Annotated in this window: 24 protein-coding genes; 3 read left to right on the top strand and 21 right to left on the bottom strand. The window is 40.0% G+C overall.

Annotated features, from left to right (window positions below):
• Window positions 1-34 precede the first annotated feature (34 nt).
• Genes MLE17_RS13870 through MLE17_RS13860 form a run of 3 tightly spaced genes read right to left on the bottom strand, consistent with a single transcriptional unit; the run spans window position 35 to window position 4,627 of the window.
• Complete coding sequence (locus tag MLE17_RS13870; protein ID WP_243349310.1) at window positions 35-1,354, bottom strand: glycoside hydrolase family 57 protein; 1,320 nt, start codon at window positions 1,352-1,354, stop codon at window positions 35-37.
• Between the two features lie 52 nt (window positions 1,355-1,406).
• Window positions 1,407-2,675 carry a glycosyltransferase family 4 protein gene (locus tag MLE17_RS13865; RefSeq protein WP_243349309.1) on the bottom strand — a complete coding sequence of 423 codons (1,269 nt, stop codon included), beginning with the start codon at window positions 2,673-2,675 and terminating at the stop codon, window positions 1,407-1,409.
• A gap of 11 nt (window positions 2,676-2,686) precedes the next feature.
• The gene (locus MLE17_RS13860) at window positions 2,687-4,627 is read right to left on the bottom strand and encodes a glycogen debranching enzyme N-terminal domain-containing protein (protein ID WP_243349308.1); all 1,941 of its coding nucleotides are present in this window, start codon (window positions 4,625-4,627) and stop codon (window positions 2,687-2,689) included.
• A gap of 157 nt (window positions 4,628-4,784) precedes the next feature.
• Between MLE17_RS13860 and MLE17_RS13855 the strand changes: the two genes are divergently transcribed.
• A complete protein-coding gene (locus MLE17_RS13855) occupies window positions 4,785-5,483 on the top strand; it encodes a rhomboid family intramembrane serine protease (RefSeq protein ID WP_243349307.1) in 699 nt (232 codons plus the stop codon).
• 5 nt (window positions 5,484-5,488) lie between these two features.
• On the opposite strand, the gene MLE17_RS13850 is transcribed toward MLE17_RS13855, so the two are convergent.
• Window positions 5,489-6,100, bottom strand: a complete 612-nt coding sequence (locus MLE17_RS13850; RefSeq protein ID WP_243349306.1) for a MarC family protein — start codon at window positions 6,098-6,100, stop codon at window positions 5,489-5,491.
• Between the two features lie 119 nt (window positions 6,101-6,219).
• On the opposite strand from MLE17_RS13850, the gene MLE17_RS13845 reads away from it, so the two are divergent.
• Window positions 6,220-6,909 (top strand): Crp/Fnr family transcriptional regulator, encoded by a 690-nt coding sequence (locus tag MLE17_RS13845; RefSeq protein ID WP_243349305.1) that lies wholly within the window; start codon window positions 6,220-6,222, stop codon window positions 6,907-6,909.
• Between the two features lie 69 nt (window positions 6,910-6,978).
• Here MLE17_RS13845 and MLE17_RS13840 read toward each other — a convergent pair whose 3' ends face one another.
• The 10 genes from MLE17_RS13840 to MLE17_RS13795 all read right to left on the bottom strand — a co-directional run bounded on the left by MLE17_RS13840 (window position 6,979) and on the right by MLE17_RS13795 (window position 15,118).
• Window positions 6,979-7,452, bottom strand: coding sequence for a biotin/lipoyl-containing protein (locus MLE17_RS13840; protein WP_243349304.1), 474 nt, complete (start codon window positions 7,450-7,452; stop codon window positions 6,979-6,981).
• A gap of 13 nt (window positions 7,453-7,465) precedes the next feature.
• On the bottom strand, window positions 7,466-7,747 hold the full coding sequence (locus MLE17_RS13835) for a hypothetical protein (protein ID WP_243349303.1): 282 nt from the start codon (window positions 7,745-7,747) through the stop codon (window positions 7,466-7,468).
• A gap of 95 nt (window positions 7,748-7,842) precedes the next feature.
• Entirely contained in the window at window positions 7,843-9,396 is a 1,554-nt protein-coding gene (locus MLE17_RS13830) for an acyl-CoA carboxylase subunit beta (RefSeq protein ID WP_243349302.1), read from the bottom strand.
• 130 nt (window positions 9,397-9,526) lie between these two features.
• Entirely contained in the window at window positions 9,527-9,937 is a 411-nt protein-coding gene (gene mce, locus MLE17_RS13825) for a methylmalonyl-CoA epimerase (protein ID WP_243349301.1), read from the bottom strand.
• 200 nt (window positions 9,938-10,137) lie between these two features.
• Window positions 10,138-11,058 carry a mechanosensitive ion channel family protein gene (locus tag MLE17_RS13820; RefSeq protein ID WP_243349300.1) on the bottom strand — a complete coding sequence of 307 codons (921 nt, stop codon included), beginning with the start codon at window positions 11,056-11,058 and terminating at the stop codon, window positions 10,138-10,140.
• A 135-nt stretch (window positions 11,059-11,193) separates the two neighbouring features.
• The gene (mscL, locus tag MLE17_RS13815; RefSeq protein ID WP_243349299.1) at window positions 11,194-11,619 is read right to left on the bottom strand and encodes a large-conductance mechanosensitive channel protein MscL; all 426 of its coding nucleotides are present in this window, start codon (window positions 11,617-11,619) and stop codon (window positions 11,194-11,196) included.
• A gap of 39 nt (window positions 11,620-11,658) precedes the next feature.
• A complete protein-coding gene (locus tag MLE17_RS13810; RefSeq protein WP_243349298.1) occupies window positions 11,659-13,059 on the bottom strand; it encodes an HU family DNA-binding protein in 1,401 nt (466 codons plus the stop codon).
• The gene (locus MLE17_RS13805; protein WP_243349297.1) at window positions 13,052-13,342 is read right to left on the bottom strand and encodes an HU family DNA-binding protein; all 291 of its coding nucleotides are present in this window, start codon (window positions 13,340-13,342) and stop codon (window positions 13,052-13,054) included. The genes MLE17_RS13810 and MLE17_RS13805 overlap by 8 nt, the downstream gene beginning before the upstream one ends.
• Before the next feature lie 23 nt (window positions 13,343-13,365).
• Entirely contained in the window at window positions 13,366-14,640 is a 1,275-nt protein-coding gene (locus MLE17_RS13800) for a DUF5103 domain-containing protein (protein ID WP_243349296.1), read from the bottom strand.
• Entirely contained in the window at window positions 14,633-15,118 is a 486-nt protein-coding gene (locus MLE17_RS13795) for a cytidine deaminase (protein WP_243349295.1), read from the bottom strand. Before MLE17_RS13795 ends, MLE17_RS13800 begins: the two co-directional genes overlap by 8 nt.
• Before the next feature lie 76 nt (window positions 15,119-15,194).
• On the opposite strand from MLE17_RS13795, the gene MLE17_RS13790 reads away from it, so the two are divergent.
• On the top strand, window positions 15,195-16,109 hold the full coding sequence (locus MLE17_RS13790) for a glucosaminidase domain-containing protein (RefSeq protein WP_410795633.1): 915 nt from the start codon (window positions 15,195-15,197) through the stop codon (window positions 16,107-16,109).
• Window positions 16,110-16,212: 103 nt separating this feature from the next.
• Here MLE17_RS13790 and MLE17_RS13785 read toward each other — a convergent pair whose 3' ends face one another.
• The 7 genes from MLE17_RS13785 to MLE17_RS13755 form a co-directional block, all read right to left on the bottom strand.
• Window positions 16,213-17,571, bottom strand: coding sequence for an O-acetylhomoserine aminocarboxypropyltransferase/cysteine synthase family protein (locus MLE17_RS13785; protein WP_243349293.1), 1,359 nt, complete (start codon window positions 17,569-17,571; stop codon window positions 16,213-16,215).
• A 504-nt stretch (window positions 17,572-18,075) separates the two neighbouring features.
• The gene (locus MLE17_RS13780; protein WP_243349292.1) at window positions 18,076-18,687 is read right to left on the bottom strand and encodes a trimeric intracellular cation channel family protein; all 612 of its coding nucleotides are present in this window, start codon (window positions 18,685-18,687) and stop codon (window positions 18,076-18,078) included.
• A 16-nt stretch (window positions 18,688-18,703) separates the two neighbouring features.
• The gene (locus MLE17_RS13775) at window positions 18,704-19,531 is read right to left on the bottom strand and encodes a hypothetical protein (protein ID WP_243349291.1); all 828 of its coding nucleotides are present in this window, start codon (window positions 19,529-19,531) and stop codon (window positions 18,704-18,706) included.
• A 119-nt stretch (window positions 19,532-19,650) separates the two neighbouring features.
• Window positions 19,651-20,469: a 1,4-dihydroxy-2-naphthoyl-CoA synthase gene (menB, locus tag MLE17_RS13770; protein ID WP_243349290.1), complete on the bottom strand. Its 819-nt coding sequence runs from the start codon at window positions 20,467-20,469 to the stop codon at window positions 19,651-19,653.
• Between the two features lie 33 nt (window positions 20,470-20,502).
• Entirely contained in the window at window positions 20,503-20,952 is a 450-nt protein-coding gene (locus MLE17_RS13765; RefSeq protein WP_243349289.1) for a DUF4293 domain-containing protein, read from the bottom strand.
• Between the two features lie 96 nt (window positions 20,953-21,048).
• Window positions 21,049-21,375, bottom strand: coding sequence for a DNA-directed RNA polymerase subunit omega (locus MLE17_RS13760; RefSeq protein WP_243349288.1), 327 nt, complete (start codon window positions 21,373-21,375; stop codon window positions 21,049-21,051).
• 15 nt (window positions 21,376-21,390) lie between these two features.
• Window positions 21,391-22,209 carry an outer membrane protein assembly factor BamD gene (locus MLE17_RS13755; RefSeq protein ID WP_243349287.1) on the bottom strand — a complete coding sequence of 273 codons (819 nt, stop codon included), beginning with the start codon at window positions 22,207-22,209 and terminating at the stop codon, window positions 21,391-21,393.
• Window positions 22,210-22,283: the final 74 nt, after the last annotated feature.

Raw genomic sequence — 22,283 nt, 5'->3', positions numbered from 1 at the left:
TTCAAATTACCTCCTGTTTTCTTCTTTTATTAGATTAATCTCCTGAATTAACCGTTTTTTTCTTACCGTTTTTCAGTTTCTTGAGTTCACTTTCAAGTTGGTTGATTTTTGCATCCTGATTGTAAATGGTTGTCAAAAGTGCATTTAGCTCTTCGTTATCAATCGTGTCAGGATACTGGGCATTTACCCGATCAATGAAGTCACCCAGAACATTCATATAATTGGTAAACGCATCAAACGGAGAATCATAAGGGCTGAAATAACTATGAACAGCACCATCGGATGAGTGTTTTGTACTCATATAATAGAAATGGTCACTTGATTGAAGATAGATCCAGTCTTGCATCAAGCGCCGGTCATGACTAAGACGAACGCGTTCGCTAATAGAGTATAATTTGCCGGCAGCATCTTTTTGCAGGCGGTTGCCCAACCATGCGCTTGTATCACGTTCCTCATCGGCCCATGACATGGGGTGCATCACGTATATATTGTCGACAGCCTGGTTATTCTTAATCACTTCGCTTGGAGTCTGGAAATCGATATCTCTTATTTTGGCACATTGCGGTAATGCCTTAAGAAAGTCAAAAATACCGCTTTCTTTTGATTGCATTTCCCCGAATGTATCGAAGTTCATGAATAGGTTCACCAGCTTTTCATTTTCAGGAGTCTGTGCAACCCAGTCCATGTATTTATCTGCTGTTAAAGGATAATTGTTCCAATTTTGATTTGAGAAACGGAAAGATATATCATCACTGAATTTAAAGTTTCTCATCAACAGTTTAAGTTTGGGTGCAGCGCCACAGCTATACACATAATTGGGGCTCTTCCATCCCAAAATATGTTTGGCTCCTTCGGCAATTACTCCTTTGAAGCCCATTCTGTGTGCCATTTCTCCGATTTCATCTGAGTAAATTAACTCTGTATTGCGGAAAACAGTTGGTGTTAATCCAAAGAGGTTCTTGATTTTGTTGATATGCATTTGAACCTGGCGGGTGAATTCAGCTTCATCATAAAGAGATGCAAGTGAATGTGCATAAGTTTCTGCTAGAAACTCAACACAACCTGTTTTCGCCAGATTTCTTAGATGCTCAATTACTTCAGGTACATAGATCTCAAGCTGTTCCAATGCTGTTCCGGAAATAGAGAAAGCTACTTTAAATTTTCCATTTGAAGCGGAAATCATTTCACTGATCGTTTGTAATGCCGGAATATAAGAATGTTCAGCAATACGAGAAATGATTGACTCATTATTAAAATCATCATAGTAATAGTGGTCACATCCAATATCAAAAAATCTATATCGTTTTAAACGGAATGGTTGGTGTATTTGAAAGTAAAAGCAAATAGTTTTCATATGTCTAAATTTTTGATGGTTTACAAATTGATTTCTTTGGCTTTTATGAATTTTACTGCCAACCTAATACTTGTTTATAGATGTCTATTACCTTTCGACCTGCTTTTTCCCAAATAATCTGGTCGACTTCCTTTTTCCCTTCTTCTTTTAGATGGTCATACATCGCTGGATAAGTCACTATGGAGTAGATTGCGTCTGCCATAGCTTCAATGTCCCAGTAATTGATTTTTATCACATTTGAAAGAATTTCAGCACATCCTGATTGCAATGAAATAATACTGGGAACTCCCACTTGCATTGCTTCGAGAGGGGAAATGCCGAATGGCTCAGAAACAGAGGGCATGATATACACATCACTAGACTTCAACATTTCGTACACTTGTTTTCCTTTAAGGAAGCCTGTGAAGTGAAATCTGTCTGCAATTCCCCTGGCTGAAGCCAGCTTAATCATGTCATTCATTTTATCACCACTCCCGGCCATAACAAAACGGACATCTTTGGTTTTGCTGAGGACTCTGTGTGCTGCTTCAACAAAATATTCAGGCCCTTTTTGCATGGTAATGCGGCCTAAGAATGTAACAACTTTGTCCTTTGTATTTCTTTTAGGCTCGATAGCTTCTATTTCCGGACTGATGGGTTCTACCGCATTGTGGACTGTAGAAACTTTCCGGGGATCAATCTGATATTTTTCAATTACTGTCTTTCTGGTCAGATCGCTAACACAAATGATATGGTCAGCCCAATTCATACCGTCTTTCTCAATTGCAAAAACCTGAGGGTTTACATTGCCACGGCTTCTGTCAAAATCGGTTGCATGCACATGTATAACAAGTGGTTTTCCTGTTATTTGTTTTGCATGAATACCCGCCGGATAAGTAAGCCAGTCGTGAGAATGGATTACGTCAAACGGATAAGTTCTGGCAATGACTCCGGCAACAATGGAGTAATTGTTGATTTCCTCTAATAGATTTTCAGGGTATCTTCCGGAGAATTCTATACATCCTAAATCATTAAGATGGTGCATGTAGTTGAAATCGGCATAAATATGGTCCCGCAAATCATAATAGTCCTGCGGATTCATACAATGTCCGATTCTTTGGTTAACATAGTCCCACTGGTGATCCCGCCATGCAACGGGAGTGCAGTTGGCTCCGATAATTTTCAGAAAACTTCTATCCTCATCACCCCACGGTTTCGGTATAACAAATGTGATGTCCATATCACCACAGCTTGCCATACCTCTTGTAAGCCCGTAGCTCGCTGTTCCCAATCCCCCAAGAATATGAGGTGGAAACTCCCAACCAAACATTAGTGCTTTCATTAATTATGGTATTAAATATTAAAAGATTTAATCAACTTCATCGCCCGCAAAATTTCAGCCACGTTCATGGCAAAAGAGACAGCTCCACGACCTGTAAACGGAGGATTACCATCGTACAATTCACTTATTGTACCTACACAATTATTCGCCATTTCATCTTCAAAACTGATAAGTCTGTTTTCTGCAAATGTGAGACCGCTCATACCGAAAATATTTAAGTAGGCTTCAAGGTAGAAACCCATTAACCATGGCCATGCTGTTCCCTGGTGATAAGCGTAATCACGATGTGCTTGTGGACCAGCATAATACGGTGTGTAGCCTTGGCTTTTGGGGCTTAATGACCGAATCCCTTTAGGCGTAAGTAACTCTTTTGTTACATAATCAAGAACCTGTTTTCGCTCTTGTTTATTTAGAGGGCTGTATTCCAGAGATATGGCGAAAAGCATATTGGGGCGAACGCTCCAGTCTTTATAATCGCCATCTACGTAATCAAAAAGATAGCCCGCTTCATTTCTGAATACCTTTTTAAAAGAATCTCCAACCTTATCAGCCAGAATTTCTAGTTCATTAGCCTCATTTTCTTGGCCTTTTTTTCGGTAAAGCTTTGCGGCAAATCTAAGTGCATTATACCATAACGCATTAAATTCAACAAGATATCCCGAGCGGGGAACAACAGGTAAATTACCAATAGATGAATTCATCCAGGAAATAGCCTTTTCTTTTCCATAAGAATAAAGAAGGCCATTGTCGTGTAAAAACAAGTTTGGGTGTCTTCCTGTTCTGATAAATTCAATTATTTCAGTGATTGTTCCAAAGTTAGAACATAATTCTTCGGTACCGTATTCCTTACAATATTGTTGTATTGCCCAAATAGCCCATAGTGGAACATCTGGCTGTTCGATCTCTTTGATAATGGGGTCTGGCTTTTCCTTTTTTATGAATTTAATCAAAGCCTCTAACCCTGTATGCATGATCTTCTCGAAATTATCCTTTTTATCAATACTAAGGGTACATCCTGGCAGGGCTATGAATGTGTCTCGTGCCCGCACTTTAAACCATGGGTAACCTGCCAGAAGGTAATGTTTTGAATCGTCTTTGTAATTATAAAACTGCTGTGCTGAATTTTTAAGACAGTTATATAAGCTATCACGATGGTCTCTTTTGCTTACTTCTGTTTCGTATATGGCTTTCAGCCTTTTTGCATTTACCTGACTTGTCCCGGCTGAGAGATATACACTCTCTCCTTTTTTAATTGGAAGTTCAAAATACCCCGGAGTGTAAAGGTCTTCTTTAAAGGGAAATCCTCTTTCTATTTCTTTAGAGTATTCTATCCCTTTGTACCAATCAGGAATAAAAACGAAATTATTTTTTTTATTTGTCTGCATAAACAATTCAGGATACCCCGGGTAAAGACATGTCTTAATCCCGTGTTCAACCTCTTGATATGCCTTATTTATATATTCATTCTCCTGGGTAAGATCATTTACATTTCGAAAGGAAAGGAATGGTCTTAATCTCAGGGTTGTTGGTGAATGAGCATCAATAAGCGTGTATTTAACGATAATCCGGTCTTCACCCCAAACAAACAATTTTTCTTTTGATAATATAACCCCTCCTACACGAAAGGTTACGCGCGGAACTACCTCATAGTCAAATTCCCGAATGTATTTATGTCCTTTAGGACTATAATTGTCTCCCTGATATTTATGAATACCAAGGTTGAATTCTGCGCCATGTTGTATGATCGTTTCATCTATTGAAGAAAGAAGCACGTGATTGTCCTCATCAATTTCAGGTACGGGAATAACCAATAATCCATGATATTTTCTGGTATGACAACCTATCAGCGTTGTGCAATGGTATGCACCCGAGTGATTGGTGCGCAGCATCTCTTTCGGTAGCGATTGCTCTAGGTTAATCAGGGTGCTTTTATCAAACTTAAGGTAACTCATATGTGTGGTAAATTGTAGTTGATAAAATGTTAAATTTCTGTTTTTTCAAAATTAAAAAAATATTCAGATGCAACAAAGGTTTCGACAAAAAAAAAGTGGGGATTGGGAAAATATTTAACGAAATGAGTTTCTGGTCGGTCTAATTTGGTATATTTACATGTTTAAAAGAATGGGAAAAGGTATGACTTTGGAGACAAAGCGCATTTTGTATGCTCTGTATTTCCCGTGCAGTTTTTTGCTGTTGCTTTGGGGTATAGAGGTGGTCGGATTTCAGTTTGGAGTCGAATTTGAGAGATATGGTATTTACCCTAGGGATTTTTACCAACTTTACGGGATTCTCTTCGAACCATTGATTCACGATGATTTCAGACATTTGTGGTCCAATACTGTTCCACTTTTTCTGCTACTTTGGGCACTCTTCTTCTTCTATGGGGAGATCTGTTTTAGAGTTTTTGGCCTTTTGTGGGTTTTGTCTGGTTTTTTGACTTGGGTAATTGGTAGGCCAGCTTATCATATCGGAGCAAGCGGATTGATATACGGCGTGGCATTTTTCCTTTTTTTTAGTGGAATAATACGCCGGAGTCGTGCGTTGATGGCTTTATCTGCGATAGTAGCTTTTATTTATGGAAGTATAGTATGGAACATGTTCCCAATTTCAGAACTGATATCACCTGAAACCTCTTGGGAGGGGCATTTATCAGGTGCTATATCTGGTTTGGCTTTGGCATATTGGTATCGTAAACAAGGCCCGCAAAGGGAGTCCATCTTTATAGACGAATCAGACGAGATTGTTGATGAAGATAGTTATTGGGAGCAAGAAGCAGATAATAAAGAAGAAAAAGAGAACGAAAGATAGTTTTCTTATTTTATTACACCTTTAAATGCTTCTCCAATAATTATTGCGACATTAGAGGTGAATAATTTAACAGAAATAGCTAACAGGATTACGCCAAAAAACTTGCGAAGTATATAGGTGCCACCTTTTCCGAGAATATTTTCGATTTTAGTGATAAATCGTAATACAAAAAAGACAACTATCATATTAAAAATCAGAGCCAGAATTATGTTTAATACATTGTATTCAGCTCTCAGAGAAAGGAGAGATGTAAAGGTTCCGGCTCCGGCGATCAATGGGAATACGAGAGGAATGATTGTCGTATTTTTAAATTCACTTTCCAACTTGAAAATCTCAACGCCAAAAATCATTTCAATAGCTAAAACAAAGATAATGAGTGAGCCAGCCACAGCAAATGATTGTACATCTACATTGAATAATTTCAGGATTACTTCTCCGGCAAGCAGGAATCCAATCATAGTTAACAGAGATAAGATGGTGGTCTTGGTTGGATTATAATATGCACCCTTGCTTTTAAGGTTTAATATAACCGGGATGGATCCGGTTATGTCAATAATTGCAAATAATACCACAAATGCACTGATAAATTCCTTGAGATTAAATGCTAATTTCTCCATATTATGAGATTTGTGCTTAGAAATATTCTTATCTGAAAATGATAGGAGGGAGATGTTTCTACAAAAGTAGATTGTTTTTTGTATATTTACGCTCCAAAATAGAATAAAAAACAATCAAAATGAGCTTTTTGGATTTATTACTACAGGCGCCTGTCTTTCAGGGGGTAAGCAGAGTTAGTTTGACTAATAGTCTGGAAAAATACAGCCTGGAATTTTTAAAGTTTAAGCAGGGAGAGCAGATTGTTGCTAAAGGCGAGCTTTTTACTCATGTCAAGTTCATAATATCCGGTAAAGTCGTAAGTTATACTGAGAATAATACCGGAATCCTAACGGTGAAAGAGGTGATTGTCGCTCCTAACATTGTTGCAGGTAATTATATCTTTGGACTCGAAACTAAATCTATTTACGATATTTATGCGCATACGGATGTCGGAATGATGCAGATCAAAAAAGACGATTTCCTTGATTTGCTTCGTAAAGAACCGATTTTTAATCTGAATTACCTGAATTTCCTTTCCGTACGTTCTCAGAGTTATTATCATACGATGCTTTCTGTTTCGTCTGGAGATCCAAAGGAGCGAATTGCAATGTGGATACTACTTCTGACGCATAAACGTGCTGAGGAGATTGAGCTTCAGATATCGAAGGCTAATTTAAGTGCATTAATGGGGGTGACAGTAAAAGAACTTGGACTTGCGTTGGATGAGTTGCGTGTGATGAAACTTTTGACATACTCTGATGAAGGTGTACAGGTATTGGATAGGCATGGATTAGTCGATTTTATTCACGATATTGATGATGCCGATTAATTGTATATAAAAAAATGCCGGAGGAAATTCAATCTCCGGCATTTTTTTATAGCCTATATCTAGGAATTCTTAACCGATGATAATCAGGTCAGCTCCTTCCATGATTGAGTCGCCTTTGCTTACTTTAATATCAACAACCTTACCATCGCGGTCGGCATTAATGTTGTTTTCCATTTTCATTGCTTCAAGAATCAGAACCTTCTGTCCTTTTTTTACCTCGTCGCCTACTTTTACCAATACATCAACGATTACGCCTGGAAGCGGAGATTTGATTGCAGTGGTACCGCCATCTACTGTTGGTTTTGAGATGACCGGCTCTCCTGTTGCTGTTTTAGGAGCCGGAGCCGGAGTGGTCGCCGCAACTATTGGTTGTGGTTTTGGAGCAGCTACAGGAGCAGCAACAGGGGCTGCAGCTACAACAGCTTCGTCTAGTTCTACCTCATAAGATTTACCGTTAACTTCCAGTTCAGCAGAAGTCTGGTCAATTCTGGTAACCTTTACTCTGTAAGATTTACCGTTGATTGTATATTTAAAATCTTTCATTTTTTGTAGTTGATTATCTTTTTCTTAAAACAGGAACTTCTCGTAATCCATAGATTTTTGAACTCCAGGGTGAATAATCTTTTTTGACTTTCTCTATGGTAAGAACAGTCTCTTCCCAGTCGTGATGTGAGCTTTCATTGCGCAATTCGTATAATGCCATTGCGATTGCTGCATACACATTTTCATCCTGAGATTCTTCTATTTGCTGCACATTACTCCCAAGCTCGATGACTTTGTCAACGACTTTAGCCTCATTGCCGTCAAGCTTTAATGTCAAATTAATCGTTATTTCCATACGAAATTGTATTTGGACTGCTAAATAAAGGCAGACAAGAGTCTGCCTCTCTTCAAATCCCGAACATCTTCAATCACTGGTTTTTCAACCGGAGATTACAGAGGAAGGTTGTCGTGCTTTTTAGCAGGGTTGGTTAATTTTTTGGTTTGTAATTGTTGTAATGCGCGAATCACGCGAAAACGGGTGTTTCTTGGCTCGATAATATCGTCGATGTAACCGTATTTCGCTGCGTTGTAAGGATTAGCAAATGCATCTCGGTATTCCTGTTCTTTCTGAGCAGCAGCTTCCGCAGGATTTTCAGATGCGGCAACTTCTTTAGAGAAGATAACTTCAACAGCTCCAGATGGTCCCATTACTGCAATTTCCGCAGTTGGCCAAGCGTAGTTGATATCTCCGCGCAGGTGTTTAGAACTCATCACACAGTATGCACCACCGTAAGATTTACGCAATGTAACAGTAACTTTAGGTACTGTCGCTTCTCCAAATGCATAAAGTAGTTTAGCCCCGTGAAGGATTACGCCACCATACTCTTGTCCTGTCCCCGGAAGGAATCCCGGTACATCAACCAGAGTAACCAAAGGAATATTGAAGGCGTCACAGAAACGAACAAAACGAGCCGCTTTGCGAGCAGCATTGCTATCAAGTACACCTGCAAGATATTTAGGTTGGTTGGCTACGATACCCACAGACTGGCCGTTGAAGCGGGCGAATCCGACAATGATGTTGCGAGCGTAGTCTTTATGTACCTCAAGGAATTCTCCATTATCGATGATAGCGCCAATTACTTCGTACATATCGTACGGTTTGTTCGGGTTATCAGGAATGATATCGTTAAGAGAATCTTCCAAACGGTGGATTGGATCAGTACAAACCAGTGTTGGAGCCTCTTCCATATTGTTTTGAGGGAGGAATTCAATCAGCTTACGAATCAGAGTAATACCTTCTTCTTCGTTCTCTACGGCAAAGTGTGCAACGCCTGATTTGGTTGCATGTACACTTGCACCACCCAATTGTTCCTGGGTTACATCTTCACCGGTTACGGTTTTTACAACCTTAGGGCCAGTAAGGAACATGTAGCTGGTTCCTTTTGTCATGATGTTAAAGTCAGTCAGTGCAGGAGAGTAAACCGCGCCACCGGCGCAAGGACCGAAGATTCCTGAAATCTGCGGGATAACACCAGAAGCAAGGATGTTACGTTGGAAAATTTCAGTATAACCTGCCAATGCATTTACACCTTCCTGAATACGAGCGCCACCCGAGTCATTGATACCAATTACAGGAGCACCCATTTTCATTGCCTGGTCCATAACCTTACAGATTTTCATTGCCAATGATTCTGACAACGAACCACCAAAGACAGTAAAGTCTTGAGCGTAAACGTAAACCAGACGGCCGTCAATAGTTCCGTAACCGGTTACAACACCATCTCCAAGATACGATTCTTTCTCGATACCAAAGTTGGTACAACGGTGTGTGACAAACATGTCAAACTCTTCGAAGCTACCGTCGTCCAAAAGCATGGCGATTCTTTCGCGAGCAGTATATTTCCCTTTTTTATGCTGAGATTCAATTCTTTTCAGACCTCCTCCCAGGCGAGCTTTTTCACGTAACTGAATCAGCTCTTTTACTTTTTCAAGTTGATGACTCATTTTAGTTCAATATTTTATATATAGACTTTTTCTATGTCGGAATAATAAAGAAAACGGATATCTCTGACCGTGGAAATAGCATTATCCCGGGTAAGAGATACCCGCTATGGGTTGTGTTATGATTCGACTCTTATTTGTTAGGGTCTTCACACAATTCAGTCAAAACGCTACCGGTAGTTTTTGGATGAAGGAATGCGATATTCAAGCCTTCAGCTCCTTTGCGTGGCGCTTTATCAATGAGTTGAACACCTTTGCTTTCAACTTCAGTCAAAGCATCAGCTACACTTGCAGTTGCAAAAGCAATGTGGTGAATTCCTTCGCCTTTTTTCTCAATGAATTTAGCTACAGCGCTATCTTCGCTGGTTGGCTCCAGAAGTTCAATTTTAGTCTGGCCAATTTTGAAGAAAGCTGTTTTTACTTTTTGATCAGCTACTTCTTCGATAGAATAGCATTTTAAACCTAAAACATTTTCGTAGTAAGGCAACTGAGCTTCGATGCTTTTTACAGCGATACCAAGGTGCTCAATGTGAGTAAGTTCCATAATGGTAAAAGTTATTATGATGAGATAAATTGAAAACAGCGCAAAGGTAAATTTTTCTCCCCGAATACGGAAATATTTCCGTATATTTTCGGGTGTGAAAAATGCACAAAAGTGCTTGTTGCACAAAGTGATATGAGTTTGTGCATATTTTCGGATGCATAAAAAAACGGGGTGAAATCAGCAGAATTTCACCCCGTTTTTTAATCTCGTTTAATATGGATATCCATTTGAGGAAATGGGATATTTAGCCCGGCTTGTTCAAAGCTCTTATAGACGCGTTCATTCAAATTGAAATATACATTCCAATATTCTGAACTTTGAACCCAGACCCTGACTACAATATCGACGGAGTTATCGCCCAGTTTATTTAGAGCAACAAACGGTTCAGCCGGACTGTTGAGGATTCTGTTGTCTTCGTTTATCAGATTAAGGATCAGTGTACGAGCTTTGTCGAAATCGTCACCATAAGCAATTCCATAAATCCACTCGATACGACGGATATTCTCCTTTGAATAGTTATTTATTATACCTGTAGCTAAACCTCCATTGGGGATTATAATGGCTTTATTATCAAGTGTATTCAGGATTGTGTTGAAAATCTGTATCTCCTTTACAGTACCGGTGTAACCTTGCGCTTCTATGACATCTCCAACTTTATAAGGCTTAAAAAGCAAAACCATCACGCCTCCGGCAAAGTTTTGTAACGTACCACTGAGCGCCAAGCCAATCGCAACACCGGCTGAGGCAAACAGCGCTACGAAAGAGCTGGTTTCAATGCCAAGGACGCTTACAATTATGACTAAGAGCACAATGGTTAGTGTGATGTTAATCAAACTAATCAGGAATGTTCGGAGTGAAGGCTCAATTTCCCGGCGTTCAAATATTCTGGTGCAAATACGTTTTAGCTTCTTGATTATCCATCTACCCACAAAATAGATGAGTATGGCGATAAGTATCTTGGTGCCAAAACTCAAAATTTGTTGTAGGATTTTTTGAGCAAAAAGATTTAGTGTTTCACCTGTAAGCTGGTCAAGTTTGGTTGGTAACCCAATAGCTTTACTAATATCTGTGCCAACGCTGTCAACGGCAGTTTTGGCAATCGTGTCAAATTCTTGTGGCATACTGTGTGGTTTTATACGACAAATTTATAGCATTTTGTTAGAAATCAAAATGGATAGCTCATATTTAGAAAAAGAGCGTAAAGGCCGCACTGTGTGGCTTTACGCTCTCTTTTAGCATGTATAGTATGATTAGGCCTATTTTTTATTGAGGATATCTCTAATTTCACTAAGCAATTTGACTTCATCGGATGGTTCAGCCGGAGCAGGTGTTTCAGGAGTAGCTGCTTCTTTTTGGGCTGATAGTTTATTCATAGACTTGATTAGCATAAAAATACAGAGAGCAATGATTACAAAGTCAACGATTGACTTAATGAAATTTCCGTAAGAAATTGAGACTTCAGTAATTTTGTGTGCAATATCAGCTTGTTGAAGAACGATTTTGAAACTCGCAAAATCAACGCCCCCTAACAGTAATCCCAGTGGAGGCATAATCACATCAGCGACTAATGACGAAATAATTTTGCCAAAGGCGGCACCAATAATGATACCTATAGCCATATCAACTACATTGCCTCTCATTGCAAACTCTTTGAATTCCTGAATAAAGCTTTTTGTTTTCATAGGTGATTTGTTTTTCTAATGAATATTGGTGATTCAAGTTTATTTTAGAATGGATTTAGCCATGTTCTTGGCTTTATCTACTGATTCTTTATTATTGGGATCTATTGAATAGGTTTCTTTTGCTGGGATGATTAGTTCAGTTCCGACTGGAACATTGTTTGGATTGCTGATTTTTGACTTATTAGCCTGATATATATATACCCAAAATGCTTTGTTACCATAATATTTTTGGGCTAGTAATGTGAGTCTTGATCCGGATTTTATCACCTCTGTGGCGATTTTCTTGCCAGGCTTGCTGTTTTTAGTTTCCGATTTGGTTTTTACCGCATTTTTATCGGTTTTCTCTTTCTCTACAGCAATATTTTCAGTGTTTTTATTTGCAACTATTTTGCTGGGCTTAGATTCTTTCTTTTGCTCTTTTGTTGAAGAAAGTGAAGCCGGCGCTTCGTTTTGCGCCGGTTTCACATCAGTTTTGGGAGTACCTGATGTCGCAGTTTTTTGCTGGATAGCTAGACTCGGCCCCGGTTGAGTTGTTATTTTTGGGTTTTCAACCTGTTGAATAGCCTTTTTCTGAGTTTCAGTAGCGGTCATAGAAGTGACAGTGTCACTCGTAGAAACTGCTTTATCCATGCTGTCTTGTTTTGCCATTTCCTCATAAGTCGGGATGTTTTGAGTAAAATTCATCTTATGACCTTTGGAACTAAAATACAAAAAGTAAGCGGCAAACGCAATAAGCACAAGGATAAGTACTACAATAATCCAACGAATTACTTTTTTATCACTTTTTTCGTACTCTTCTTCCTCTTCTTCATTGTCGAGGTTCGGTTCTTCTTCTTCGCTTTTCATAGTTGTAACTGTTTTTAAAGGTTTAGGTGAAACAATCAATGATGGCGCATTTTGACTCTCAATATTCTCATTCGTAACTGACGGTTGAATAATTGTATTATTAATTGTAGTGACAATGTCAGAAAGCGACGAGGTTAGCAGTGGTTCTTCTTCTTTTGATTCTTGATGTATTTTCTTTTTAGGGGTTAATTCTTTATGTGAATTTTCTATCTCTTGCGATTGAACTATATTAGACGCTGGTAAAATAATAATTGGCTCATCGGCAATTATTTCATCATCCAGAACGACAGTTTCCAAGTGTGCAAATGGTTCATTGACGACATCTGATAGCTCCGTATCCGGGGTAAATGTTGTTTTAAAGTGCCCTGGTATTTCCTGGATTTCTCCGGTATTTACATTGGCAATACGCCGACTTTCAACCCAGATTAGCTTAAATGTTCCAAAGCTTTTAAGTTTAACAATTTTGTCTTTGATAAGGTTCTCTTCAATGATATCAAATAGTGCCTTAGTGAAGGCAACAGACTCTTTTTTGCTGATGTCGGATGCATCAGCAAGTTGATCAGACAAATCGGTTATAGTCAGTTTATTATTCATCCGGATGTAGATCTTTTATTTTTTCCTTGAATGCTTTACCGGTCAGAAAAGATAAGACCAGTTTTGGGGGAACAAGGAGTCTTTTCCCTGAAACGGGATGAATCGTTAGCCTTTCCTGTTTTTTCTTAACTTCAAAAGTCCCAAATCCCTGAATGGACAAGGTGTCCATCTCAGCAAAACGTTTCCCCATAATTTTGCAGGTCTTCTCAAGTAATGCCTGAGCTTCGGCTTGCGTAAGTTCCAGTCTTCTGGCCAGTTCGCCGATTAATTCTTTATTGTTCATATCGCATTCTGGATATAATCGGTTTAGTTCGACTGATTTGACTGAATAAATGAATATCCGATCAACCGATCGTATCTTTCGCCCGGGCCTCTATGATACAGGCGTATGGTGTATTCATTTTCAGTTTCAAAATAGTCTCCTTCAGCTGGTGTCAAGGAGCCTCTTTTGTTGTCATCAGGCACATATATGTATAAATAGTTATATGCCCCTTGCTTCAACATTTTTTCTCTTGAATATTGACGGTTTGAAATGTCGTAAGGCACTTCCCATTCGGGATCGATCCTATTTTGATTAAACTCACCTAATAGATAGAGCTTTCCGTTCCCAAAAGGAGAATCGGCCTTTAATGAGAAATGAGCTATAAAATAGTCTGTTTCATAGTCGTAATTGGTAACCTCGCTGTTACGGATAAAATATCGACCATTTTGATCTTTGTCAAAAATATAAGATTTATTGGCCCGTGATTTATCCTGATAGAGGAATGCGTGATACAACGGGTCGAAATATCTGATTTTTTCAACATTCATTCCCGGATAGCGGTGTGTAATCATCTCAAAACGTCGGTATTCGTTACCCGCTTCGAATATGAGGCTTGGACAATGTTCAAACAGAAAACCGGTGCTATTAGTTGTGGTAGGTGCATTTAAAATGACTTGATTATCGATACGATTATTTTGGGTTACTACAATCTTCATCTCCATTTGTGGGGAGCGGATTGAGTAATTACGTGTGTCAATCCGAAGGTCAATTTGCTGATGTCCCTTGTTGTAGTCTATATCTGTAATAGTTTTGATTGTTGGATAAATATTTACCTGTTTTTCAAACACTGAAATGGCTGCTATGGCAATCACGTTTTCCGGATTGTTATCTTCGTAGATCTTTACCAGGTAGTTGCCCGATTTTTTCAGTTTTACATTGTCATTGGGGATTTGCAGATGGTAATGGGTATAGTTGAGATAGGTGTTGAATGAGGTTTTGTGGTCTTCAATGGGTTGATTGTTGAACCCGTCAAGATATTCACTCTCAGATAATTCAGATGGTGTCCAGTCTGCATTGCAATGAATTACAGAGTAATAGAAGTAATGTGCATTTTGATCCAGAAAATCGAAATCGATATTTATTTTGTCTGTTCCGTTCAGCTCTATAATTGTAGGATTTAGCCAATTATCGTTTGAGCGAACTGTGAATGTGCTCACTTTGGGATTGACAGCCTGATTCTGCGCCAGGATCAGGGATAGATTGGCAAATAATAAAGAGGCGAAAAGGGGCAGTTTGACTCGGGAAAAAAAATTATTCATGTTTCAGATTGCTTTTATCAAAATGTAGAGGTAGTAATTCTTTTATACTATTCACTGCATAAACAATGTCGGATCCGGCCATCAAAATTCGAATTGGATAGTCAAAGCGGTTTTCAGATTCCAGAATAACCTGGCGGCAAGCTCCACAAGGGGCTGTTGGATTCGAAACGAATAGGCCTCCGGTTTGTGCCGTGATAGCAATCGCTTTTACTTTAAGATTGGGATATTGGGCATTTGCAAAAAAAAGAGCTACACGTTCCGCGCAAAGACCTGACGGGTATGCCGCATTTTCCTGGTTATTACCGGTGATTATTTGTCCGTTTTCTAAAAGGACAGCGGCGCCAACCAGAAAAGAGGAGTAAGGTGCATAAGCATAACCACTAATTGTACGGGCTGCTGAAATCAGATTTTTTTCAATTTCGGGGAGCTCTGAAATTGTATAAACTTGTATCTTTGCGGTAATAATCCGTTCATCCATAGTTATTTTTGGATTTTCTACAAATATAACGGTAAAATCTAATTTTGGAACCGTCGGTTCTTATTTTGAAAGAGATATGCAAGTAAAAAGGGCGTTTTTTTGTTTTTTGATAATCGTTTTGTGTGCTATTAGTCTGAAATCTCAGGACCGAAACCGGCAATTTATGGCCTATATTGATCAATACAAATTGGTTGCTATGGATCATCAGAAGCGGTTTCAGATTCCTTCCAGCATTACGCTTGCCCAGGGACTACTGGAGTCGGGTGCAGGAAACAGTCAGCTGACGAAAGAATCAAATAACCATTTCGGCATAAAATGTAATAACAACTGGGTAGGACCCAAAGTATTTCATGATGATGATATCAAGAATGATTGCTTCCGTTCTTATAATAAAGCAGACGAATCGTATGAAGACCATTCGATTTTTTTGAGCCGTAATCCTCGTTATGCTTTTCTATTTACTCTGAACATCAGGGATTACCGGGGGTGGGCTGAAGGCCTGCAAAGAGCCGGTTATGCCACCGATAAATCTTACGCTAACAAACTGATTAAAGTCATTGAAGATTTTCAATTGTATGAGTTCGATGACCTGAAGCTGGCTAAAGCCGAAACGAAAAAAGAGAGCTCGGAACATCACAAAGTGAAGAGAAATGAGCGTCCGACATTTATATCAAATGAGTTGCTTTACGTTGTTGCCAAGCGGGGAGATACCTATGAAGCTATTGCTGAGGATATGGGCTTTAAAGTTAAAGATCTGGCTAAATACAATGAAACGCCGGAAGATTTTCCTTTAAAACAAGGAGACATTGTTTACCTGGAAAAGAAAAACAAAAAGGTAAAAGGAGGAAACGAAAGGCATGTTGTTAAACCGGGAGAATCGATGCACTCTATTTCACAGATATATGGTATCCGAATGGCCAGTTTATATAAACTCAATAAGCTTGACGGAGAATATGTGCCTCAGGATAGTGATGTATTGAAACTGAAATAAATATTTAATCGGAATAATAAAAAGCCCGCGTTCTGAGATTTTCAGAGCAGCGGGCATTTTTGTGGAATTGCAGGAAAACGAAAATGTAAATATTAGGAGCAAATCAATTATTTACCAGTTTTTTGAACGCACCCTTGATGGAAAAGCCATCTTTATCCTTAGGTAGAGTCTCAAACGCTTGTTGCAAATCGGCTTTAATGTCTTCAATATTTTCAATCCCGACAGACACCCTGAGTTGGCCGGGCACTACTCCTGTGCTGAGTTGTTCTTCCTCACTCAACTGTTGGTGGGTTGTTGATGATGGGTGGATAATCAGAGATTTAGCATCACCCACATTAGCAAGGTGACTAATCAGTTTGAGATTGTCAATCAGTTTGTCTGCGTTCTCTACAGCGCCTTTAACTTTGAATGATAGTACGCCGCCATATCCATGTTTCAAGTATTTTTTTGCCAGATTGTGATAAGGGCTGGATTCCAGGCCCGGATATTGTACGTTTTCCACTTGCGGGTGATTTTCGAGCCATTTCGCCAGTTCAAGCGCATTATCCACGTGGCGTTGTACGCGCAGAGATAACGTTTCAAGACCTTGCAGTAACAAGAACGCATTGAACGGGCTCAAAGCGCTGCCGTAATCGCGCAGACCTTCCACTCGGGCGCGAATGATAAATGCAATATTGCCGAAAGGTCCATCAGCACCAAATACTTCCCAAAACTTCAGACCATGATAGCCTTCAGATGGCTCGGTGAATTGCGGGAATTTTCCATTGCCCCAGTTAAAGTTACCAGCATCTACAATCACACCGCCAATGCTGGTGCCATGTCCGCCAATCCATTTTGTAGCCGATTCGACAACGATGTTTGCACCGTGTTCGATAGGACGGAAGAGGTAACCGCCTGCCCCAAAGGTATTGTCAACGACTAAAGGAATATTGTGTTTTTTTGCAATGGCTGCAATCGCTTCGAAGTCCGGAACGTTGAATCGTGGATTACCGATAGTTTCCAGATAGATGGCTTTGGTTTTTTCATCAATCAGTTTTTCAAACTCTTCCGGCGTATCGCCATCTACGAATTTCACCTGAATCCCCAGACGTTTAAACTGAACCTTGAACTGGTTGTAGGTCCCCCCATACAAAAAAGAAGTGGATACAAAGTTATCTCCCGCTTCGAGGATATTGGTCAGGGCAAGAAACTGGGCCGATTGGCCGGAGCTGGTTGCCAGTGCAGCTACACCGCCTTCGAGAGCCGCGATGCGTTTTTCGAACACATCGTTAGTCGGGTTCATAATGCGGGTATAGATATTTCCAAACTTACGTAGGCCAAACAAATCAGCTCCTTCCTGAGCGTCTTTGAATACATACGATGAAGTTTGGTAAATGGGTACAGCGCGTGAGCCTGTTGTTGGATCAACCTCTTGACCGGCATGCAATTGCAGTGTTTCGAATTTCAAATTTTGTGCAAACATAATCTATAGTATTTTTAAATGAATAATCATACTGCAAAATAACTAGGTTATGACTGCGTGGAAAATACCGCTATTGGGGTAAAATCATACCTCATTTAGGGTATATTGATGGATATCAAATGAAAAACCTCCAGAATTGAGATTCCGGAAATTGCATTTATAATGAAAAAGATAGCAGATCAGGCTTAGAGTCTGATAAATTTTACCGAACCATTTTCATAAAGGAGGCGGTTCTTTTCTTAGCGGCACTGAAAAATGAATGGGAAGCACTGAAAAATGCGAGAGAGGCGCTGAAAAATATGTCAGCGGCACTGAAAAATGCTAGAGGGGCAGACTCTCGACCATTTTTCAGTGCCGAACCTTCCTTTGCTTCTCCATTTAGTCTCTTTTGGAGATGTTTTTCAGTTTTCGTTCTTGATTAAGCCTGTTAAATCTGCGGGGAAAAGCAAGAATCTATCTCAAAATAGTACTAACAAAGTAAAGCGATAAAATACAATCAGTCTCTTAATTGATGTTCCGAAGCTGTGGTAGGGCAATCTTGTATTTAACTGCCAGAAACCGGGCAAGGATTACGCCGGACGCAGATAATATTTGCGTAATGGCAGGCTCCAGCCCGAAGTAGTAACATCCCCAGTAGATTAACCCTCCTAAAACGCAGGCCATCGCATAGATTTCTTTATGGAAAATCAGGGGAACTTCATTAATCAGAATGTCCCGGATAACACCTCCGGCAGAACCGGTCAGCGTCCCCATGAAAATGGCGACCCATACGGGGAATCCGAATTCAAGTGTCTTATTTATTCCCACCACAACGAATAAGCCGAGGCCGATGGTGTCGAAGATGAAGAACGTGTGTTTGAACCGAATAATGTGGTTCCCCAATAAGATTACCGAAAACAGGGCCAATGCAGTACAAATCAGGTAGGAGGGCTGGTGCATCCAGAAAGGGGTGGTGTTGAGCAGGACATCGCGCATGGTGCCACCTCCGATTGCTGTCACCAAGCCGACAACGTATGCGCCGAACCAGTCAAATTTCTTTAAAGCTGCTAACCGGATGCCGCTGATGGCAAATGCAAATGTCCCGATATAATCCAGTATGGTGACAGAATTGATCATAATCAAGAATGGGGGATTATTTCTTTTGATCTATTTTCAGGTTCAGGAGTCTGATTTTCTTCGCCGACAAATTCAGTTCATTTGAATATCTGTTGATTGCACTCAGAACCTGCGCCAATTCGTAGGTTTTATATACAGCTTGTTTTGTCTTCTCGTCCAGTATGAATGAGAAATCCTTATCACCCAAATAAGTGACTTTGAGGGGATTTACCCCATAAAGCTTGATGAATCCGGTGATGCCGTTTTCCTTTTTATGTAAATAGGTAACGATTTCGCTGGTCATTCCGCCATCTACGAAAGAGTAGTTATTGCCGCCATCCGCTGCGATAGGTTGCGTTTCAGCAAATAGGCCGTCGCGGGTTGAGACTTTAATGGCTTTATGGTGGATAGGCGTTTTTCCGTAATAGACACTGGTAATGTACATTTCGCCATTCTCGGAAACACCGGTGCGAATACAGCTTTTTCCAATATTGGCTTCTACGCTTTGGGATTTCAGGATCCAGTTTCCGGTCTCCTGGTATTTGGGGTCTTTATCGAGGATGAACTCTTTTTTCAGTATTTCAGCTTTGGGTATGAGTGTGATCAGGATGCTGTCGCAATATTTGTTCGTTCTGGTTTGCTCTTTAAGTTCAATTTCGTACATCAACTTAATTGACTCTTTCACCACAGCATAGGCTTTAGGGTAAAATGTACGAATGGTGTCGATCTCCAGTTTTGCAGAATTGAAGATTCCCTGATTCATATATTGGCGGGCTTTATCCAGATGCGAAGCCGCTTTCTTGTCATCAGATTTGCAGGCGAACAATCCTATTAACAGGATAAAACATACGATTGATTTTTTCATAACCATTTTGAGAAATTCGGTTTAGTGGAAATGCCATAAAAAGAGAAAACGCAAATACCCGAAGACACAGAGGTGAATTGCATTATCCTTGTGCCTTCGCATATTTGCGTGAATATCTATCAACCCGGGAATTTTGGAAACTTCTGAAAGTCCGGTTTGCGTTTTTCGAGGAATGCATGTTTACCTTCCTGAGCCTCTTCCATCAGGTAGTACATCAACGTAGCATCACCGGCAAACTCCATCAGTCCGCGTTGTCCGTCAAGCTCGGCATTGAGCCCGCGTTTGATCATACGGATAGCCATCGGGCTGCGTTCAAGGATGGTCTGGCACCATTCTACGGTTTCGTCTTCAAGGCGTTCGAAGGGAACAACTTTATTTACCATACCCATCTCTTCTGCTTCTTTAGCGCTGTATTGACGACAAAGGAACCAGATTTCGCGGGCTTTTTTCTGACCAACACAACGAGCCAGATAAGACGAGCCGAATCCGGCATCGAAGCTCCCCACTTTAGGCCCTGTTTGACCGAAGATTGCATTCTCAGAGGCAATCGTCAGGTCGCATACCACGTGAAGAACGTGTCCGCCACCGATGGCAAAACCATTTACCATAGCAATCACCGGTTTGGGAATTGACCGGATGGCTTTGTGTAGGTCAAGAACGTTGAGGCGGGGTACACCATGCTCGTCTATGTAACCACCTACGCCTTTTACCTTTTGGTCACCGCCGGCACAGAATGCTTTGTCTCCGGCTCCGGTCAGGACGATAACACCGATATCACCACGTTCGCGGCAGATTTCCATCGCGTCAAGCATTTCCACGTTGGTTTCCGGACGGAAAGCGTTACGTACCTCTTCGCGGTTGATTGTTATTTTTGCGATTCCTTCGAAGTATTCAAACTTGATATCTTCGTATTCTTTGATGGTTGTCCAGTTTCTCATTTGCAAATATCTTAATTTGTCGATTGTTGAAAATTATCGGATTCGGTTCAATGATTTGATAAGCGCTTCGTCTTTACGAATACCACGCAAAGCTAAAAGATTCAGAATGAATGAAGCCAAAGGCAAGTATAATGGAATATTGATGCTTAATTCTGCGTTCAGCTTGCCTTTTGCAACAAAGTAATAGGCCAAAAACGCAATGTAAAAACCAATAATCAGGATGCTGTTTAGAACGGTGATTTTGATTTGGGTGCTTCTTTTTTTATACAGTAAAATACTGATCACAGCCAACAAAGTGGTAGTTAACGAAATTAAGAAGACGGGCAGAGTCGATAAAGCCTGTGTGTTGTTTGCATAAATACCACATGAGCTGAAGGTGTATGCGACGCCATTTCCGGTTAGTTGAGCAAGTGTTGTAAATGAGGTAGTTCCCATCAAAATGGCAACAGCCAGTAAATATACGGATTGAATGCGTTGAATCATTGCAGGTTCTGAATTTAGATAAGAGGTGTCAAAACAAAAAAGGGATATGCATAGTACTTACGCACGATACATATCCCCATTATTAAGGATTTAAAATCACATTTTTTCTTTGAGTGGATTTTTATGATACACTTTTCCTTCGATGTATTCCTGTGTAGCAATCAACACCGGTTTCGGCAGTTTTTCGTAATAACGGGAAATTTCAATCTGTTCGCGGTTTTCGAATACCTCTTCCAGGTTGTCGTTGAATGAAGCGAACTCTTGAAGCTTTTTCTCCAAATCACCTTTCATTTCCACAGAAATCTGATTCGATCTTTTAGCGATAATACGAACAGTTTCGTAAACATTACCCGTATCTGCTGACATACTAATCATGTCACGAGTTACGGTGTTAGTAGGTGCATTTGATTTTTTGTAGTCCATATTGCTTGATTGTTATTAATTTTTCACCACTTTCTGGGCATGTTCCAACATGTTGGTCGCCTCTTTTATATGTTTCCCTTCAGGGAATTCATTTTTGTAGTTGTAATATTCGTCGATTACATCGCGGTAACGGTCTATTCTTTTTTCCTGAACACTATTCACTGCCTGGGCATATTTAGCTCTCAATACCAGGAAGAAAAAATCTTCTTTATATTTGCTCAGAGGATAATCCTTTAATGCGTTCTGGGCAACAATAATGCTGGATAAATAATTGTTTTCCGGCGAGTTGCTCATTTTTAATGGACCTAGATCGTAATAGAGTTTAGCGTTAAGAAGTTCCTTGTAAGCCAATCGTTCCTGAAGTTCAAACAAAAGGTTTTGTGCCTCTTCTGCTTTTTCACTGTGTGGGTAGTATTCGAGGAACATCACCAGTGCTGCTCTTGCTTTATCGTTGTCTGTTTGGTCTAGTCGAGGGTCCGGGGTCTCCATATAATAGCTGTAAGCAGCATAAAAGCGGGCTAATTCAGCATATTGTCCTTTGGGATATGTGTTGTAATACGTGGTAAAGCTTTGTGCCGCAGTGGTGTAGTCTTTACTGCCGTAATAACTCTGGGCTAACAGATAGAGAGACTCTTCTGCTTTTTCCGTACCTTTATAAATAGGTACAAGCTCTTCGAGAAGGGTATAGCAACGATAGAACTTTTTATTCTCGTAGCATTTCTTGGCATACTCAAATTTATAATCATAATCCGAGCTTTTCAGTACTTTGTTGAATTCGCTACAAGACGTTGCAATTAAAAGAAATGCAAGGAGCGCAAATATATTTTTTTTCATTAGTTTCCCGAATTATCCGGCAAATTTAGCAATTCCGGTTTGAATAACAAAAGGTTAATTGTAATTTTAGTTGT

The organism is Parabacteroides sp. FAFU027 (assembly GCF_022808675.1).
Taxonomy (GTDB): Bacteria; Bacteroidota; Bacteroidia; order Bacteroidales; family UBA7332; genus CAXXIC01.
This window is presented reverse-complemented; position numbering and strand designations above follow the sequence as displayed.